Below are 18,287 nucleotides of genomic sequence, written 5' to 3'. Positions count from 1 at the left end.
AAGAGGCAAGCAAATCATACTTAGCAATGATGCCAAGCGTGCTGCACCTCAAAATCAGGGTTACAAATTATAGGCCATTATCGCATTGTGGCGCATACCCTGCAAGCTAGTAGATGGCTTTAGCACTCTTTGGCATTGATTTCGTATTTTTGCACCTATAAGCGCGAGTTTTTACGTCTATCAGCACAATATTATTTGCTTGAATGCAGCCTATAATAGTCAGTATAAGCCCTAATTTGAACAATAATCATATCACCCTGATACGCTTCTGTTTTATAAACCCCACAAAAAGTTGCAGCAAATTTTTCGCAAAATTAATGAATAGCCGTTAAGATATTAGATATTCTTAATAAAATATTTCAATAATTGTAGAGTTCTTTTGTCTGTTCTAATATGTATAAATGCTGATAAAAGCGACGGCAAAAGCAGTTAGGCGAGCAGTCAAATGCACGACTTTACAATGATTGAAAAGCATATGATAAAAGGTATTCTATGACGACCGGCTACCGCCCTGAGATTATCCAACGCGCGTTCGTTGATTTTATTGGGTCACGCCTGCATCCGTTTTGGTCATTGACCACACCCAAACTTCGCCTTGTGGCACGGCAGGTGCTCAACGAAGAATTGATTGCGCTGCAATTTGAAGTCAATCACGCATTCAAACGACAGGCATTTTCGGTCAACGATAGCTGGCAAGGTGGTCAATATATTCATTTGACCGTACCTATCGATGGCATCAATCATCAGCGCAGTTACTCGCTGGTTGGGCTGTTTCCTCAGCCAAAAAATTTATATGATGCTATTTTCACTAAAAACCTTGTAGACAATAGTGTTGCTAATAACGCTGACCATAATACTGAGGATCGCGCTAGCAATACTCTACATGCTACCGTCACTATTGCTATCAAATCGCAAGGGCTGGTTTCGGACTATCTGACCAGACAAGCGCCACTTGGTACGGTATTTAATAGTAGCGTTCCGAGCGGTGACTTTACCTTAGCGGATACATCAGAAAAATTAGCCAAGCAAAAAAGTGGACTGCCACACTCTGAGCAGTCGCCCCTCTTATTTGTCGCTGGTGGTAGCGGTATTACCCCAATGTTAGGGTTGATTACTCAAGCATTGACACAACGACGTCACGTTACTTTGTTATATTATTATCGTTCGACATTGGCAAGAGCGCCTTTTCAAGCGTACTGGCAACGACTAGCTACCACCTATCCCAACTTTGCTTATTATATGGTTAATACCACTGATTCAAATAACCACAGTAGCCAGCTAGCAGGCACGCGACATTTAGACGCTGATACTTTATCACTGCTACCATTATCATTAGCAGAGTCGACGATATTCGCTTGCGGCTCATCCTCATTGTTAGCAGGGCTTTACCGCGCCCTTGACACACTAAGCCCGCCAACAGATGAGGAGAGCTTAACTAACAAGCACTCTCTACGAGACAACGTGATTATCGAACATTTTGGTACGGCATTGACCGATGCTGATATGAACGTTGGCACAGATGAGTCGAGCAAAACGGCAGATATAGCAGCGCAAACGGTATATTTACGCGGGCGACAGCAGCAGTTTAGTAGTCGCACCACGTTGCTTTTAGGGGCTGAGCAAGCAGGCATACGGCTGAGCTATGGTTGTAGACAAGGAATATGCCAGCTGTGTCGCTGCCAAAAAATAAGCGGTGTCGTCAAAAATATCCAAACGGGGAAAGTGAGCAGCAATGGTTATGAATCCATTCAGACCTGTATCAATATACCAATGACAGAAGTTATTTTAGATGTATAAAGCGTTTTGCTTCTATTAGGTGGCTATTTTTAATAGAGACTCATAGATATTTTTTATAGATAGACTCGAAGTGTTTATACCGCCTTATTAACGGTTTTAAAGCGTTTGAAATATTTTGTGAACCAAAAATAAAGCCCCGCTCACTCATTAATTATTCTTATCATTATTACTGTTTGATTAAGACCTACCCTAGGGCGTGTCATCATTTAGATTGTGAGGCTTAAAATGAGAAAAATTGCAGCCAAACAAGGAAGAAATTGCCGTAAATATGAACATATTGACAAGATTGCTGACGATGTTTGGCAAAATTTAGCCATTTTAAGACCACTAAATGTATCAATGTGCTAATTGATGACATGCCATAGGTAAACTAACCAAAATACAGCAACTTGTACCAGATTTCGATAGATTAACATTGGTGCATATTATATGCTAAAACTCACTTGAATCATTGGACCGACGCTGTCGTCTGACACCCTAAGCAGTCTCGGTTAAGGACTATCTATGCGCTTATTACCCTCTATGTTCACCGCACAGTCTGCCGTGCCTACATTTTCTGGATTAACGACTGTACCGCCAAAGCAAGGTTTATATCCAACCTTGAGCGGCTCGCAATTGTCAAAAGCGCGTACAGAAGCCTTGGCTGCTGAGTTAAACACTCTGTATCAGAGCGTGATGGACTCACTGGGTGCTGAGGATGCTCGCTACATTCAGCGCGTTTATACCACCGTCGTCTATAGTGAAGTGCTGGCACGTGGTCTGCTGGCTGTCGCAGGTCGACTGTCATCACGACGACGTATAATGGCGACTTGGTTATTGGGTACTTCTTTATTAAGTTTTAGCAAAATCTTAAACAATATGGAGCTTGGTCATAATGTCATGCATGGGCAATATGACTGGATGCAGCATCCGCATCTGAATAGTAAGCAGTTTGATTGGGACATCGTTTGTCCTGCCCCACTATGGCAGCATTCGCACAATTATTTGCACCATACTTATACCAATATCGTTGGTCGCGATCATGATGTGGGTTACCATTTGATTCGAGTGACTGATGAGCAGCCTTGGGTGCCTGAAGATCGCTACAACTTGCTTAGTACCGCAGGACTGGCACTTGGATTTGAGTGGGCAGTTGCTTTTCATGATATTCAAATCAGCACCGATGAGTATGCGGACTCTCCTGATCTGCATAACATCATGCAGCAAAAATCTCGCGCTTTATTTGCCAAAATCGGTCGGCAAGTGGGCAAAGACTATATCGCCCTGCCAGCCTTAGCAGCAGTAACGTTGGGGCGCCGTAGCGGCATAAGTACATTGAGCGGCAATCTCACTGCCAATATCGCTCGCAATATCTGGACGTGGGCAGTGATATTCTGTGGTCATTTTACCGAACAGGCGCATATCTACACCCATCTCGATGCTAACGAAAGCAAAGGTGACTGGTATGTCCGTCAAATCCTTGGCTCTAGTAATATTCAAGGTAGCAAATGGTTTCACCTTTTAACGGGTAATTTGTCACATCAGATCGAGCACCATATCTTCCCTGATATGCCCGCTCGCCATTACGCGCGTATCGCGCCACAAGTACAGGCAATCTGCCAAAAGTATGGCTTGTCTTATAACACTGGTCGGTTTGGTCGCCAATTCAAACAAGTAATAGGTCGTATCAAGCATTTTAGCAAACCAAGTGCAGAAGAATGGCAGGCACATTTGCAAGCGCAATCTAATCTACCAGCGCATGCAAATAATGTTGTCGAACCAAAAGATGAACCGCTCATGCGCGGCTTAAGCAAATATCTACCGCCTGTGGTGCAAAACGCCTTATTTTATGCCAAGTAGAGGTTATAAGAATGAACGGTAACATTTCGCCTATCTGTATTTACCATAAGCATTCGTAAGTATCTATTATATCTATGAGCAATGACTCATAATAAAGACTAGCAATGAATCATATAAAGAAATAACTAATTATAAAAACAAGTCATTTCATACAAACATTAATGATGCGAAAACTTATAAAAAATGGAGTGCTATATGAACGATAATATTGACAAAAAACACTTAGATATTGTCCATGATGAACAAGCCAAACGTTTTGAGACCTCAATCAATGGTCACACTGGCTATATCAGCTATCAAGAACGCGACGGAAAACTCGTCTATGACCATACTATCGTACCGCAAGAATTGGGTGGGCGCGGTGTCGGTTCAGGTCTAGTCAAACATGCGCTAGACTATGCGCGCGAACAGGATAAAAAAGTCGTGCCACAGTGCTCGTTTGTCGCCTCTTACATCAGCAAACACCCTGAGTATCAAGATTTGGTATAGTCGAATACCATCCTTTAGCTCTATTAAAATCCAACAATTGATGCCACACTACCCTCCTATTTGTTTGCTATCTACAATCATATATTTATCGTTAAATATGTGACAAGATATCAAACGTAGGTGGGTTTTTTGCCCTATTTTAATCATAAAACCCATGTAGCATTTACTAAAATGGAGAAGTCTACCAATAACCAAAAGCTAGCGAATACTCGACCAGTAAATCCAACATAATAATAAAGGAGACCGCTATGAGTAGTTTATCTGACAAACAAATTGATCTACAGCTAGAAGACTTGGCTGGCTGGCAGCGCGATGGCAACGGTATTACCAAGAGCTATAAATTTAACGACTTTATCGAAGCCATAAGCTTTATGAACCAAGTTGCATTTCATGCCGAAGCACTCGAACATCATCCTGAATGGCACAATACTTATAACGTCGTAGATGTGCGTCTAACGACCCATGATACGGGTGGTATTACCAGTCTTGATATTCGTTTGGCCAAACGCATGGAACATATTATTCAGCCCAAACATTTATAATTATTTAACCCGCCTCTTTTATATATAGAGACGTATTTAATACCTCAAGCAATACCTTTAGTAAAAAATCCCCATAAAAAAAGTCCTCAATCGAGGACTTTTTCTTATTACTGAGTAACGTTTATTTTATTCAACTTATCATTACATTTTACGACTAACAAACGCGACGATGAACAAGATCACAGCCAATGCTAGCAAAATGTATGCGAAGTTTGCAGACAGTCCAGCGACACCGCCAAACCCTAGGAAACTTGCGATAAGTGCGATTACGGCAAAAATAATAGCCCAGCGAAACATAGATTTCTCCTCAATAATTATCAAAAATTAGATTCTAAGACACATATAACAGACCTTATAAACGACCGTTACTAATATTTGCCTTACCTCATCCAATATCCATTTTAAGTTGTTGTTTTTTTTAATACTGTCTATAACTGCTTACAAACATAGATTAGCAATATTTCGCACCGATAAACGTTCATTTTGGTAATAATATCGGTAGGTTATGTAACCTTTGTAGCAAATCTTAATATGCTGATATTTTTTCTTGGCTTTTCGAGATTTATATGTAGAGATATCAAAACACCCCTTAATCCCTAGCATTTCCCTCTTATAGTCTGCTATAAACCATCACAGTTCACACTAACGGGTTTCTACTTACGGCCAACATGTCTTAGAATAGAGTCAATGGCATATAAAAAATGATTTTTTATTTCTACCATTCAGTATGAGATTACATATAAAAAACACTTATTAAGGATAATAAATATGGCTACAAATACGGATACTTCAAAGACTATCAATGCAGCAGATGATAATAAGCCGACCGGTAGCGAACAGCGTCCTTACACCATCGTCTTATATGGTGCGACAAGTTTCGTTGGGCAAATTACCGCCCATTATTTAACAAGCTTTTTGTCTGATGCCAAAAATAAAAATGGTGATAGCGTCACGTGGGCGATAGCGGGTCGTGACGAAGACAAGCTTAACGAATTACAGTCCAAGCTTGAGAACAAAGTAGACATCATTATAGCCAACAGTAAGGATGCTGCCAGTCTTGATAAGATGACCAAACAAACACAAGTCATTATCTCAACCGTCGGCCCTTACCTAAAATATGGTGAGCCATTGATCAAGTCTTGCGCCGAAAATGGTACAGACTATGTCGATCTCACCGGTGAAGCTATCTTTATCAAAGACATGATGGATAAATATCAAGAAACTGCCAAAGAGAGCGGTGCTCGTATCGTCAACTCCTGTGGCTTCGATTCTATCCCGTCAGATTTGGGCGTTTATTTTACCCAGCAGCAGGCAGAATCTCAGTTCGATAGCACTTGTGATGTGATTCACATGCGCGTAAAAGCGGCAAAAGGGGGTTTATCTGGTGGTACGATTGCCTCGATGGCGACCATCTTTGAAGAAGTGGGACAAGATAAATCACGTCGTAAGCAAGTGGCAAACCCTTATCTGCTTAATGATGATAAAGACGTGCCTAGCGTGCGCCAAGCCAATATCAGCAAGCCAGAATATGACAGTGAGCACAAACGCTGGTTGGCTCCCTTTGTGATGGCAAGCATCAATACCCGTATCGTGCATCGCAGTAACCAACTACTCGGCTATGAATATGGACGTGATTTTAAATATGACGAAGCCATGTGGATGAAAGATGGCATAAAAGGTAAGCTGTCGAGCTATGCACTGAGCGCTGGGCTGTTAGGATTTGCCACCGCGATGATGATTAAGCCAAGCCGCGAGCTACTGTCCAAGCACGTCTTACCGAAAGCTGGCTCTGGCCCGTCGAAGTCTGATCAAGATAATGGTTACTACGATATTCGTCTCTTTGGCCAAACTGCCAATAAAGACACCATCAATACCAAAGTAACGGGCGACAAAGATCCTGGCTATGGCAGTACATCACGCATGCTGGCACAAGCGGCCTTGTGTTTAGCGCAAGATATTAGCAAAGACGATGTCTGTGGTGGGTTTTGGACGCCAGCATCTGCAATGGGCAACAAACTGCTAACGCGCCTAGAAACGCATGCAGGTCTTAGCTTCGAAATAGTCGAGGGTTAGACTTTTATAGATTATAGAGTGATAAAGTCTTAAGTTTTACTGACCGTATCTTGGTAACAGGGTACGGTTTTTTAATAGGTAAAATTTCCCATGATTTTTTAGCAGATGTTAATAAATAATAATAACGTACATTTTTGGTGAACAATGTTGCCAGTTTTACCTTTTTTTATACATTATGCTACACATTCTTAGCCTGATGTCACAGCCATCTATTAGCAACTGACGTAGCATTAAAAACGTTAAAGTAAAGAAACATTAAGGCAGAAACGTTGAATTAGAAACTATGACGTTATTTATTAAATAAGTAATTATTTCACTAATAATTTTCATTAATGACGCGCCCTAATGACTCAGTATAAAAATAAGCCATATAAGCAAGCCACCATTCTGACTACAACACATCTATTTATAATTAAAAGGAAGTAACTATGAAATTGAATATATTGACCGCCGCTGTCATCACCTTAGGTCTGGCAATGATTGGTAGTAATGCAAATGCTGGGATGACGACCGATACTCACGGCAACGTAGGTTACGACAGTTACGACGAGTGCGTCACTGCTGTCAAAGATGGCTCAGCCAAATTTTATACCCCTTATACGTATCAAAATCCCAAACGCCAAGCTGGTGAAACCTCTGTCAAAAAGATGCGCTTATCTGATGTTATGATTCCACAGAATGTCGTTGACAGTAATAACTTGAATACTAGCGACTATGCAGCAGGCGCTTGTGATTTAGGCGTTGGACAATCGAATGGTCGCTACGGGGTATCGGGTGCATTGGTCGGAAAATACGTTCCCATCGCTGCTGATATGCCAGTCAACGTTTATATGGACAAAAACGGCAATCCTGTCCGTCTAAGTATGCAACAGTGTGACAATCATTTTAGCACCAAATTCCCGACACCGATTATGGCTGAAGTCACTGAAGCTGACGCGCCAGAAGCACAAATTGCGATTACTGAAGAGCGCAGTGTAGAGCCAGTCATTATCGAAACCACTCGTGTTATTCGACCCGCTAAGTATCGGGTAAAAGAAGTAATCGTCGCTCCCGTGGATCAAATCAAACGTGTCAACACGGCTAACGGTACTGCCATTGCTGTAGAAGAAGCTGGACGTACCGTCGTCGTTGGCGAAGCAGCAGACGCCGAGGTGATTGACAGTACAGAAATTAGCCAGACTTTCCCAGTTATCCGTGTCCCTGATAATGACTTACAGCAGCGCGTTATCAACCCTACGACTGGTAGATATGTCATCGTCGAATAGTTTTTTCTACAGGACAAAGGCTTGACTCTCAGTAGGTCATGCGCTTATTTATTAGCTGACATACCTAAAGATAAGGTAGCAACGCTCATATTCTTACCTGACAATAAGAATACAATAGTTGCACAAAGTCACCTGCGAGCGCTTGTCTGTTAGATTTTTAATCTATGTACTACTGAAATAATAATGGCTTAGTTGGTATTCTCTTGCTTAGAGTTTTATTAGATGATTTTATAAAGCTTTTCGTTCAAATTGGTCATGATAATCGCTATACGGTTGTCATGATTTTATTTTATCTACACATTAAATGTTAGATATACTAAATATATATATTCAAAATACTAAATTAATTTATGATAAACGAAAGCATGTAAATAAGCGTCAAGTTTGAAATACTTTAAGCTGACACTATAAGAATGCAAACTGAGGAATCAACTGATGAAAAACCGTACCCTGCCTTTATCGTTACTTATTGGTGCCGCACTTACTATCCCAAGCTTGGCCATGGCAGCACCTGCTGAGACTGCACAAGCAGATATGCAAAATGCTACTACCGCTACCACACTCGAGACTGAAGCTGTAAATGCTGACAATCAATCAGTACCAAATCAATCTAATTCGATTCAGATCAGCGAAACTCAGCGCATCTCAAGAGCAAGCGTGAATAGCAACGCTAATCAACAGCAAATGGCGCCTAAGCTTCAAGCACAACAACAAGATCAAGATATGCAAGTACAACAACAGGCTATGCAGCAAGCACAGCAACAAGCACAGCAAGCACAGCAAGCACAACGACAGGCTATGCAAGCCGAACAACAAGCGATGCAAGATCCAGAAGAAGCAATGCAACAACAAGAGATGCTACAAGAAGATCCACAAGAAGACATGCTAGATGAAGAGGATTTATTAGAGTCGGAACAAGACGACCAATAAGCTGAGTTATTAGCCACGCTAAAGCACTTCTAGTAATATATGTTTCAAATATATTCCCAATAAAAAAGGCAGCCTAATGGCTGCCTTTTTTATTGATTATTGCTGTTAATTATTTAGAAACGACTTAAGAAATCCATAAAGCCACTTATTTTTTAGTTTTAGTCACACCTGCTTCTTGCAGCAATGCACCCAACGTACCCATTTTGCTCGGCACTTCTGTTTTATCAGCCCTTGGCGCTTTGCTACGATTATTGCTAGCACTACCTTTATCCTGACGATCACCACGTGGCTTGCTTGGTCGCTTGTCAGCAGCTGGACGGCTGCTATTTGGGCGATTGCTACGTGGACGACTAACTTTCTCATCAGAGCCAGCATCTCTCGCAGTAGGTTTTGCTGCTGGGCGTGCAGGTTTTTCAGATTCAGGCTTCATGCTAAACCCGATACGGCCACGTTTTTCATCAATAGAAATAACACGTACTGACACGATATCACCCGGCTTGACGCGGTTCATTGGATCGGCAACGAAATCATTGGCCATCTGTGAGATATGCACTAAGCCATCTTGATGGACACCAACGTCGATAAAGCAACCGAAAGCCGTCACATTGGTAACCACGCCTTCTAACGTCATCCCTTCGCTCAGATCTTTAATGCTATTGACATCATCACGGAAATTAGCCGTTTTGAACTCAGGACGTGGATCGCGAGCAGGTTTGGCAAGTTCTTCGATGATGGCTTTTACACTGATATTGTCATCATTTGCAGCAAGCGCAGTAGTGTCGATCGTGTTTAGTACACCATCATTCCCCAATACTTCCGGCAATGCTTTACCGGTTTGCGCAAGTAAGCTATCAACCAGCGCATAGCTTTCTGGATGTACGCCAGTCGCATCAAGTGGATTGCTACCGTCGTGTATGCGTAAGAAGCCTGCTGCCTGCTCAAAGGTCTTAGCACCTAAGCGCGGAACGTTTTTGAGCGCCTCACGGCTATCAAACGCGCCGTGCTCTTTACGATAGGTGACGATTTGCTGCGCAACGTTTTTATTCAAACCAGCAATGTGCGCTAAGATAGCAGGACTTGCCGTATTTACATCAACCCCAACCGCGTTCACGCTATCTTGGGTGACTTTATCCAAGCTATCGGCCAACTGGTTTTGGTTGACATCATGCTGATATTGACCAACGCCAATCGCTTTTGGATCTACTTTGACCAGCTCTGACAACGGATCTTGCAAGCGACGCGCGATAGAAACCGCACCGCGTACAGAGACATCTAAATTGGCAAGCTCATCACTGGCAAGCTCACTCGCCGAATAAACAGAAGCGCCAGATTCATTAACAATAACCGCTTTGGCTTTTAGCTCAGAATTGGCAGCCAAAATCTCTTTAATCATCGCATCTGTTTCGCGACTCGCTGTACCGTTACCGATAGCGACCAAATCAACGTTGTAAGTGCTTAACAGCTCATCGATGACTTTTTTAGCTGCATCCATCTTATTATCAGGGGCAAACGGATACACGGTAGCGACGACAGGCTTGTCTTCGTTATCCAACATGACATGACCTTGGGCGTCAACGATGGACATTTTTACGCCATGACGAATACCAGGATCAACGCCTAAGATAACCTTACGACCAGCAGGTGCTGACATCAATAGGTGCTGTAAATTATTGGCAAACACATCAATCGCATCTGCTTCAGCGGTCAAACGTTTTTCAGTCAATAAACGATGCTCGATATGCGGACGCCATTTTTCTTTCCACAAGCTACTCGCCGCTTCTGCTAAAAACTCACGACGGGCAGCAGGTGCCTTGGCATCGATATCAAAATGAGCAATAATCTTTTCGATAAAAGGAGTATCTTCGCCTTCAATTTTGAGACCCAAAACGTTTTCTTGGCGACCACGTAGCATCGCTAATAGGCGATGATTGGGTAGACGAGCAAGGCTTTCACTGTGCTCAAAATAGTCTTTAAATTTCTCGCCAACTTCTCGTTTATCATCACTGGCAACTGCCGAGACGATACTGGCCGTTTTGGCAAAACCACTGCGCAAGTTATCCAGCAGATCTAACGCCTGCGTCCATTCATCAACGATGATGGCCTGTACGCCAGCCAACTGCTTGTCGATATCGCTAAAGTCGACCTCAATCTCATTACCGCTATCGTCAGAGATACTAGATGGCGCTTGATAGTCAGCCAATGCCTCTGTTGGGGTAATCTCTTGTGTTAAGACTGCTTGAGCAGCCACATCGAGACCGGCAGCGCGTGCTTTGGCCGCTGGTGAACGGCGACGCGGACGATAAGGCAAGTAGATGTCTTCAAGCTCAAGTTTAGACGTCGCATTATCAATACGCGTCTGTAGCTCGTCGGTCAAATTGCCTTGCGTACTAAGCAGCTCAGTAATTTTAAGGCGACGCGTTGCCATGTCGCGCTCATAATTGAGCGACTTCTCTAAAGCACGCAGCTGCGCATCGTCAAGATTCTGCGTTTTTTCTTTACGGTAACGCGCGATAAACGGAACGGTCGCGCCTTCATCATAAAGTTTGACAAACGCATTGACTTGAGCAGTCTTAATGCCAAGCGCGCGAGCAAGCTTGTCGTGAATATTCGCGTGTGTGGTTGCATCCAAAACCTGTGCATTTGTCGAGGTTTGAGATGGCGTTAAGGTATCAGTGCTACTCATAGACGTATCAATCGTTGATAAATGGTGTTTGGCATTATAGCAAAAGCTGCATGAATAAAAATCCTTTTTATCTTTTCCTTATTTATCTGTGATTTTATAGCTTAATTCGGTTGCTATCCTAAGTTCTGTAGCCTTGTTAAACAAACGCATACAGCATTTATGCCTACAGGTGATGCAATTGGCGGTGCAATCTTATACACTAAAGTACCAATAGCACAAATATTGATACGCACTGACGAATTGAACAAAAGTTTTTTATTTATATGCAATTTCTATAATAAATGGCTCAACCATAAAATAACGACAGTGTTTTTGCTGATAATTTCTACTAATAATAATTTTTATAAGAGGATGCCTGTATGCCTGACAATAACAGCCCCGATACTTTGACTCAGCGTATCTTAGTGGTCGATGATGATGCCCGTCTGCGTTCTTTATTACAACGCTTCCTAGAAGATGATGGCTTCGTCGTTCGTACTGCCCATGATGGCAGTCAAATGGATAAGTTGATGCAACGTGAGCTTTTTTCTTTGGTGGTGTTGGACTTGATGCTACCGGGTGAAGATGGCATTAGTATTTGTAAGCGTCTGCGTGAAGACAATGGCGATATTCCAATCATCATGCTGACTGCAAAAGGCGGTGATGCTGATCGTATCGCTGGTCTTGAAGCGGGCGCGGATGATTATCTGCCTAAACCCTTTAACCCAAAAGAGCTGCTTGCTCGTATCAAAGCGGTACTTCGTCGTCAAAATCGCGAGCTGCCGGGTGCGCCAAGTCATCAGCTAGAAGTGGTTGAGTTTGGACCTTGGACGCTTGATTTATCGACTCGTACGCTCAAACGTGACGGCAACGTCGTTACCTTAACGACTGGTGAATTTTCAGTATTAAAGGCATTGGTTCAGCATCCACGTGAGCCGTTAACTCGCGATAAGCTGATGAATCTAGCCCGTGGTCGTGAGTGGGGTGCAATGGAGCGTTCAATCGATGTACAAGTCTCACGTCTGCGCCGCCTCATTGAAGACAACCCTTCGCAAGCCCGCTATATCCAAACCGTTTGGGGTGTAGGCTACGTGTTCGTTCCTGACGAAGCCGAAGTTGAAACGGCGAAAAGTGAATAGTATTTACTTTATAGTGGCTGCTTTATAACCACTTATGACGATGGTTTAGACAACAATGGCTTTGACCACATCAACCATGATTCAAAACATACCCTGCACTTTGGTGACAGGGTTTTTGGGCGCGGGTAAAACCACCGTCATCAACCAGCTACTCTCTAGCAAGCCCGCCGATGAGCGCTGGGCGCTATTGATTAACGAGTTTGGGCGTATTGGCATTGATGGTGCGCTGCTAGCAAGTGCGCAAGACGAAAATGCTGATGCAGGTAACATTGCCATTCGTGAAGTTAGTGGTGGCTGTATTTGTTGTACCAGTCAACTACCCCTACAAATTGCGATTACTCGCCTGCTTAGTGACCATCGTCCGCAGCGTCTTATTATCGAACCCACCGGATTGGCACATCCGCGCGAGTTGATACAACAATTAAGAGCGCCACATTGGCAGACAGCGCTCAATATGCAGGCCGTGATTACGGTGCTGAGCGGCGTGCAATGGCAACAACAAAAGTATCGCTCGCACGATGGTTTTCAAGCGCATGTCCGTGATGCTGATGTCTTAGTGATCAATCGCTATACGCAACTGGATGCAGATGAACTCAAGGCTTTACAAGAGTGGATAGCAATGCTCAATGCTGAGGTGGCTGTCATCTGGACAGAGTCTCTCTCTCGAACCGAAGATAATAGCTCAAATAATACAACTGCTTTGAGTACCCCCTCATCAACGCTGATAGCACAGCTGACCAAACCAAGCCATACCATCTCTCAGCAACGCGCTACCGATAAAACCAAGCCTAATCAGATTCGTACTTCTTTAAAGCCATTTACTAGCTTGATGTCTAACCGAGCTACAGAGAATGACCAAAGTCTTGGAGACATAGAGGCAGATACCGATCTACCCTACCGCTATCATGAGCAACAACAAGATGTGCTGCTAGGTGGCTGGTGCTTGCCTGCACATTATGTGTTTAACGCTGATGGTCTACAAGAATGGCTGTTAAGACTGCCTAACTGGCAACGTATTAAAGGCTTGGTTAACACCTCTGATGGTTGGTTAAAGATTAATTTTACGCCTGACAGTTTGACTATCACCACGGCGAGCGCCCAAATCGATAGCCGACTAGAGGTGATTTTGCAGTCAGTTATAGATAACGGTGTAGTGTCTAACAAAGCAGAAGTAGAGAATACTCTACCGTTATTATCTTCACTAGATTGGCAGGCTTGCGACAATGAGCTGATGGCGCTGTTGATGGAAGACATGCCCTAGTTACCTATAAAAAGACTCCCTTTTAAAAATACTACGTTCAAAAAAAAGACCAACGCTACTAAGTAAAATAGTAGTGTCGGTCTTTTTTTAATTAACTTGTACTAATTAGCGCAATTGACTGTCTTTACTGCCGCGACGATTAAACAGTTCAGCCGCTCTCGCCTCTTGCTCAAGCTCGGTTTGACAGCCGACGCAATGCTGCACACCCGGCACAGCAATACGACGCGCTTCTGGAATCGGGTTGCCACACTCATCACAAAATTCTGCACTCTTACCCGTTGGTTGCGCACGCCTCGCGCGCTCAAGCGCATCATTGACCGTCGCATCCATTTGTTCGTGCTCGGCGCCATCTTTTGACCAACCACCTGCCATAATCTTATCCTTTTTGTCTATTATTATTAATATCTTATAAGATAAAAGTCTTTAAGAACAGATAGATGGGGCTTTCTAATCCTAATTACAACCCGCCAGCGACTGTAAAAAACATATATAACACTATGATTTTTACAGTCATCTTTCTCTGCTAATCTTTTGGTTGTAAATCTACCACTTGTCCACGTATTCCAATACTGGCGTCACTCATCAAACAAACATAGCCCGCCATAATGTCTTCAGGTGTCTTAAGAGACATAGGATTCTCACCCGGATAAGCGTGAGCGCGCATATTGGTACGAGTGCCACCAGGATTGATACAGTTAAAACGCAGATTCGTCGTATTTTGCGTCTCTTGAGTAAAGATATCGCTCATTCCTTCGACGGCTTGCTTGGAGAGCGCATAAGCACCCCAAAATGCGCGAGGGTTCGTACCGACTGTGCTAGAAGTAAAGACAATGGAACCATGATTCGCATCTTTTAGCAGCGGTAACAACGCTTGCGTGAGCATAAAGGTCGCCGTAAAATTGACCTTCATTACTTGATCAAAAGTATCAATGTCATACATCTCAAGCGGCGTCAATTGTCCGAGCATACCAGCGTTGTGTAATATACCATCAAGCTGACCCACTTCTTTGTCGATAAGCCTTTCTAACTTCTGCATGTCTGCATAGGTTGCACCTTCTAAATTCATCGGTAGCATGGCTGGCTGCTTGCCACCCAAGCTCTCAATTTCATCATAGACATATTCAAGCTTGCTACTCGTGCGACCCAATAGTAGAACCGTGGCACCATAACGGGCGTAGGTTAAAGCCGCGACGCGTCCAATGCCATCGCCTGCACCCGTTACCAAGATAGTCTTACCGTCTAAGCAATCAATAGGTGGCACAAACTGACGAATATCGTCGTGCGTTAAAGGTTGCATAGAATTTCCCGTGGCTACTTGATTGCTCTGTTCGGTCGCCGACTGCTTAACATTGTCGCTCATGATATGACTCACTGCTTGTTATTTATAATCAAAGGTATTTAATTTCAAAAGCATTTATTTTTAGAAGGACTTACTTAAAGGCAACTATTGCAGATGACATATTCATGAGTCATTTACTTATAGTTGATGTTCCTATCACGGCTCTACTGATGATTGGTTTGTTTATAGATATTCAAATTTACCTGAAGTAAGCAATAGCTTCTTCAACTGCTCAGGGGTGTCAGTAATATAGTCTGCGCCCCACTTCTTTAGGCTTTTTTGATCTTCAAGTGGAATATAGCCATAAGCGGCCAAAATCGTCGACATGCCAGCGGCATTGCCAGCGTCAATATCACGTATGTGATCGCCGACATAGAGAACACAGCCAGCAGCGCCGCGCGGTATACCGAGTTTCTCTAATGCCATATACATCGGCTCTGGATCAGGCTTGGAACGTGATACATCCTCAGGACAGACCAAGGCCGCACAGCGTTCATCTAACTGCATTTTTTGTAACAGTAGCTCTGCTAGATAGCGCGGCTTATTGGTGACAATACCCCAAGGTACGCCTTTTTTCTCAAGTGTGGTCAGCACTTCTTCTAACTCGCTAAATACACAGCTATCAATACAAATATCTGCGGCATAATCATCCAAAAACTGCTGACGAAAACCAAGTAAATCATCTTCGCTAACGCTGTCTTGCCCATTTTGATGCAGCATGAGCTTGACCATGGCTGACGCACCGGCAGAAACTTGTTCTCGAATAAGCGCTTCAGGCGGGGCTTGCCAATCGTTTTCGCGGCTCATTTTACCGATAATCCGTACGAAGTCAGCGGCAGTATCGATTAGCGTCCCATCAAGGTCAAATAAAACGGCTTTGACGAATTGGCTCATAAGGCATACTCTTTTAATTAGTGAGGTGTTTGGTGCGTTAATGATGGGACGATAAACAATGACTTAAGCTATCAAGCCTTTGGCTTTTGTACGGCTATCATATAATTGACATCGACGTTTTGTGCCAGCCAGTAACGCTTGGTTATTGGGTTGTAATGTAGTCCAATGATATCTTGGCGTGTAAACCCAGCAGTAACTGCCATTTTGTCCAGCTCAGCAGGCGTGATAAATTTGGCATAATCATGGGTGCCACGATCAAGCAAGCGCAATACATACTCGGCGCCAACGATAGCAAACAGATACGACTTGGGATTACGGTTGATCGTCGATAACACACACACACCGCCAGGCGCTAACAGCTCAAAACAAGCCTGCACAATCGAGCTTGGATCAGGCACATGCTCAAGCATTTCCATGCATGTCACCACATCGAACTGACCCGCATGGGTTTTTGCTAGCTGTTCTACTGGGATATGCTGATAGCGCAACGTCTTTTCTAAATTGCTTTGTTCGGCATGAAGCGTGGCCGCTTTTAGGTTTTCAGTCCCTAAGTCTATACCGGTCACATCAGCACCGCGACGTGCCATCGACTCAGACAATATACCGCCGCCACAACCGACATCGAGCACTTTTTTGCCAGTCAGACCCATCTCAGCAGTCTTACTAGCGTTTGTACTATCATCGCTATTTTGATAGCCGCGCTTAATATTTTCTTCTATCCAGTTCAGGCGGAGTGGATTGATTTCATGCAAAGTTGCAAACGCGCCAGTATTACTCCACCATTCGCTCGCCAGTTTATTGAATTTGTCGACTTCGCTAGGATCCACATTTATCGTGGCAGGCGTTGTACTATCAGCCACAGTATCATCTGTAACCATATTATTAGTATCAGCATCATCGAAACGGCTGGTCGCTTGATCATTTACAGAAGGCGAAGATAAAGCTGCGCTCATAGCATTTTCCTTTAGAGTTATTATCGTATACAGTGCACGATTATATACTTAATATTAGCATGCGAGCGGCGGTTTTGTCGTGAGTACATCGTCACGGATTGTGAATGAGGTTAGCAAATACTTGAACATCATCATCACCGTGTGCTGTTTACTTTATAGCAACTATTGCGTCAATGGCAGTTTCTATCTTTACCTGATTAAAAGTTTCAGTTTTGAAACTCAAATAGTGATAAGTAAGATACCTTAAATAATAGCTCACAGGTTTACAACCGTTAGTTAAGAATCGGGTTCACAACCACACCTATTTTACGTTATTATAGTCGGTACTCTACTGTAGGTTGATTATACTCGACACTTTGTCATTTATACCTTCAAACCCATAGAAACTCCTAAAACTCTCAGTCTCTACCTCTCAAGGAAAAAGTATGAAACGTGTCATTACATTGACTGGTCTGGCTTTCGCCATTGGAATCGCCAGTATGGGCGCACAAGCAGCCGATTATGTCGCCGGAAAAGATTATCGCGTGCTAGACAATCCAGAAAAAATCACCGGTGATGCTATTATTGTGCGTGAATTCTTTTGGTATGGTTGCCCGCATTGTAACGCGCTTAATCCACATATGGAAAAATGGGCAAAAAACAAAGACAAAGATGTGGCATTCTTCAAAACGCCAGCAGCGCTTAACCCTGTTTGGGAAGCCAGTGCCCGTGGTTTTTATTCTGCTCAACTCCTAGGCTATGAAAGCAAAACCCATGATGCGTTATTTGATGCCATTCATAAAGATGGCAAAAAGCTGTTTGACCAAGCTTCATTAAGCAAATGGTATGCATCTCAAGGTGTTGATCAAAAGAAATTCAACAGCCTTTATAACTCATTTGCCGTTGGTACAAAAATTGGTCGCTCACAAGCAGGCGCCAAGCGTTATCAGCTATCGGGCGTACCAGCTGTTGTGGTACAAGGCAAGTACGTGGTAACGGGTGAAGACGCCAAAGTAGTTAAGGTTGTCGATTACTTAGTTGACAAAGTACGTGCTGAGAAAAAATAAACACAGGCATGTCTATGTTTATGACGTTAATTGTCTTTAATTAAACTGTATTAACGCC

16 protein-coding genes are annotated in these 18,287 nt (G+C 43.2%); 10 read left to right on the top strand and 6 right to left on the bottom strand.

The window, feature by feature from the left end:
- Positions 1-492 precede the first annotated feature (492 nt).
- The 4 genes from ACMFL8_RS00845 (at position 493) to ACMFL8_RS00830 (ending at position 4,667) form a co-directional block, all read left to right on the top strand.
- Positions 493-1,797, top strand: a complete 1,305-nt coding sequence (locus ACMFL8_RS00845) for a flavin reductase family protein (RefSeq protein ID WP_413189823.1) — start codon at positions 493-495, stop codon at positions 1,795-1,797.
- A 504-nt stretch (positions 1,798-2,301) separates the two neighbouring features.
- Entirely contained in the window at positions 2,302-3,636 is a 1,335-nt protein-coding gene (locus tag ACMFL8_RS00840) for a fatty acid desaturase family protein (protein ID WP_413189822.1), read from the top strand.
- Between the two features lie 195 nt (positions 3,637-3,831).
- Positions 3,832-4,125, top strand: a complete 294-nt coding sequence (locus ACMFL8_RS00835; RefSeq protein ID WP_189583406.1) for a GNAT family N-acetyltransferase — start codon at positions 3,832-3,834, stop codon at positions 4,123-4,125.
- 248 nt (positions 4,126-4,373) lie between these two features.
- On the top strand, positions 4,374-4,667 hold the full coding sequence (locus tag ACMFL8_RS00830) for a 4a-hydroxytetrahydrobiopterin dehydratase (protein ID WP_194620641.1): 294 nt from the start codon (positions 4,374-4,376) through the stop codon (positions 4,665-4,667).
- 141 nt (positions 4,668-4,808) lie between these two features.
- Here ACMFL8_RS00830 and ACMFL8_RS00825 read toward each other — a convergent pair whose 3' ends face one another.
- Positions 4,809-4,964: a DUF1328 domain-containing protein gene (locus ACMFL8_RS00825; RefSeq protein ID WP_010200882.1), complete on the bottom strand. Its 156-nt coding sequence runs from the start codon at positions 4,962-4,964 to the stop codon at positions 4,809-4,811.
- A 471-nt stretch (positions 4,965-5,435) separates the two neighbouring features.
- Here ACMFL8_RS00825 and ACMFL8_RS00820 point away from each other — a divergent pair, with 471 nt between their 5' ends.
- The 3 genes from ACMFL8_RS00820 to ACMFL8_RS00810 all read left to right on the top strand — a co-directional run bounded on the left by ACMFL8_RS00820 (position 5,436) and on the right by ACMFL8_RS00810 (position 8,935).
- Positions 5,436-6,740: a saccharopine dehydrogenase family protein gene (locus tag ACMFL8_RS00820; protein WP_413189821.1), complete on the top strand. Its 1,305-nt coding sequence runs from the start codon at positions 5,436-5,438 to the stop codon at positions 6,738-6,740.
- 428 nt (positions 6,741-7,168) lie between these two features.
- Positions 7,169-8,005, top strand: a complete 837-nt coding sequence (locus ACMFL8_RS00815) for a hypothetical protein (protein ID WP_413189820.1) — start codon at positions 7,169-7,171, stop codon at positions 8,003-8,005.
- Between the two features lie 435 nt (positions 8,006-8,440).
- Positions 8,441-8,935 carry a hypothetical protein gene (locus ACMFL8_RS00810; RefSeq protein WP_413189819.1) on the top strand — a complete coding sequence of 165 codons (495 nt, stop codon included), beginning with the start codon at positions 8,441-8,443 and terminating at the stop codon, positions 8,933-8,935.
- A 145-nt stretch (positions 8,936-9,080) separates the two neighbouring features.
- On the opposite strand, the gene ACMFL8_RS00805 is transcribed toward ACMFL8_RS00810, so the two are convergent.
- On the bottom strand, positions 9,081-11,618 hold the full coding sequence (locus ACMFL8_RS00805; protein WP_413189818.1) for a helix-hairpin-helix domain-containing protein: 2,538 nt from the start codon (positions 11,616-11,618) through the stop codon (positions 9,081-9,083).
- 359 nt (positions 11,619-11,977) lie between these two features.
- Here ACMFL8_RS00805 and ompR point away from each other — a divergent pair, with 359 nt between their 5' ends.
- Positions 11,978-12,736, top strand: coding sequence for a two-component system response regulator OmpR (gene ompR, locus ACMFL8_RS00800; RefSeq protein ID WP_025651114.1), 759 nt, complete (start codon positions 11,978-11,980; stop codon positions 12,734-12,736).
- Positions 12,737-12,791: 55 nt separating this feature from the next.
- Positions 12,792-13,997, top strand: coding sequence for a CobW family GTP-binding protein (locus ACMFL8_RS00795; RefSeq protein ID WP_413189817.1), 1,206 nt, complete (start codon positions 12,792-12,794; stop codon positions 13,995-13,997).
- A gap of 105 nt (positions 13,998-14,102) precedes the next feature.
- Here the strand turns inward: ACMFL8_RS00795 and ACMFL8_RS00790 are convergent, their stop codons facing one another.
- The 4 genes from ACMFL8_RS00790 to ubiG form a co-directional block, all read right to left on the bottom strand.
- Entirely contained in the window at positions 14,103-14,369 is a 267-nt protein-coding gene (locus ACMFL8_RS00790) for a DksA/TraR family C4-type zinc finger protein (protein ID WP_010200867.1), read from the bottom strand.
- 151 nt (positions 14,370-14,520) lie between these two features.
- A complete protein-coding gene (locus ACMFL8_RS00785) occupies positions 14,521-15,294 on the bottom strand; it encodes a YciK family oxidoreductase (protein WP_240216457.1) in 774 nt (257 codons plus the stop codon).
- A 225-nt stretch (positions 15,295-15,519) separates the two neighbouring features.
- A complete protein-coding gene (locus ACMFL8_RS00780) occupies positions 15,520-16,230 on the bottom strand; it encodes an HAD family hydrolase (RefSeq protein ID WP_189583430.1) in 711 nt (236 codons plus the stop codon).
- A gap of 71 nt (positions 16,231-16,301) precedes the next feature.
- On the bottom strand, positions 16,302-17,108 hold the full coding sequence (gene ubiG / locus ACMFL8_RS00775; protein ID WP_413191353.1) for a bifunctional 2-polyprenyl-6-hydroxyphenol methylase/3-demethylubiquinol 3-O-methyltransferase UbiG: 807 nt from the start codon (positions 17,106-17,108) through the stop codon (positions 16,302-16,304).
- Between the two features lie 500 nt (positions 17,109-17,608).
- On the opposite strand from ubiG, the gene ACMFL8_RS00770 reads away from it, so the two are divergent.
- Positions 17,609-18,229 (top strand): thiol:disulfide interchange protein DsbA/DsbL, encoded by a 621-nt coding sequence (locus ACMFL8_RS00770; RefSeq protein ID WP_189583436.1) that lies wholly within the window; start codon positions 17,609-17,611, stop codon positions 18,227-18,229.
- The last annotated feature ends 58 nt before the right edge of the window (positions 18,230-18,287 follow it).

It is taken from the genome of Psychrobacter sp. AT9, assembly GCF_047272965.1.
Classification (GTDB): Bacteria; Pseudomonadota; Gammaproteobacteria; order Pseudomonadales; family Moraxellaceae; genus Psychrobacter; species Psychrobacter glaciei.
This window is presented reverse-complemented; position numbering and strand designations above follow the sequence as displayed.

Coding starts and splice junctions, on each gene's coding strand:
- ACMFL8_RS00845 (WP_413189823.1), top strand. CDS start 493: ATGACGACCGGCTACCGCCCTGAGATTATCCAACGCGCGTTCGTTGAT.
- ACMFL8_RS00840 (WP_413189822.1), top strand. CDS start 2,302: ATGCGCTTATTACCCTCTATGTTCACCGCACAGTCTGCCGTGCCTACA.
- ACMFL8_RS00835 (WP_189583406.1), top strand. CDS start 3,832: ATGAACGATAATATTGACAAAAAACACTTAGATATTGTCCATGATGAA.
- ACMFL8_RS00830 (WP_194620641.1), top strand. CDS start 4,374: ATGAGTAGTTTATCTGACAAACAAATTGATCTACAGCTAGAAGACTTG.
- ACMFL8_RS00825 (WP_010200882.1), bottom strand. CDS start 4,964: ATGTTTCGCTGGGCTATTATTTTTGCCGTAATCGCACTTATCGCAAGT.
- ACMFL8_RS00820 (WP_413189821.1), top strand. CDS start 5,436: ATGGCTACAAATACGGATACTTCAAAGACTATCAATGCAGCAGATGAT.
- ACMFL8_RS00815 (WP_413189820.1), top strand. CDS start 7,169: ATGAAATTGAATATATTGACCGCCGCTGTCATCACCTTAGGTCTGGCA.
- ACMFL8_RS00810 (WP_413189819.1), top strand. CDS start 8,441: ATGAAAAACCGTACCCTGCCTTTATCGTTACTTATTGGTGCCGCACTT.
- ACMFL8_RS00805 (WP_413189818.1), bottom strand. CDS start 11,618: ATGAGTAGCACTGATACCTTAACGCCATCTCAAACCTCGACAAATGCA.
- ompR (WP_025651114.1), top strand. CDS start 11,978: ATGCCTGACAATAACAGCCCCGATACTTTGACTCAGCGTATCTTAGTG.
- ACMFL8_RS00795 (WP_413189817.1), top strand. CDS start 12,792: ATGGCTTTGACCACATCAACCATGATTCAAAACATACCCTGCACTTTG.
- ACMFL8_RS00790 (WP_010200867.1), bottom strand. CDS start 14,369: ATGGCAGGTGGTTGGTCAAAAGATGGCGCCGAGCACGAACAAATGGAT.
- ACMFL8_RS00785 (WP_240216457.1), bottom strand. CDS start 15,294: ATGCAACCTTTAACGCACGACGATATTCGTCAGTTTGTGCCACCTATT.
- ACMFL8_RS00780 (WP_189583430.1), bottom strand. CDS start 16,230: ATGAGCCAATTCGTCAAAGCCGTTTTATTTGACCTTGATGGGACGCTA.
- ubiG (WP_413191353.1), bottom strand. CDS start 17,108: ATGGTTACAGATGATACTGTGGCTGATAGTACAACGCCTGCCACGATA.
- ACMFL8_RS00770 (WP_189583436.1), top strand. CDS start 17,609: ATGAAACGTGTCATTACATTGACTGGTCTGGCTTTCGCCATTGGAATC.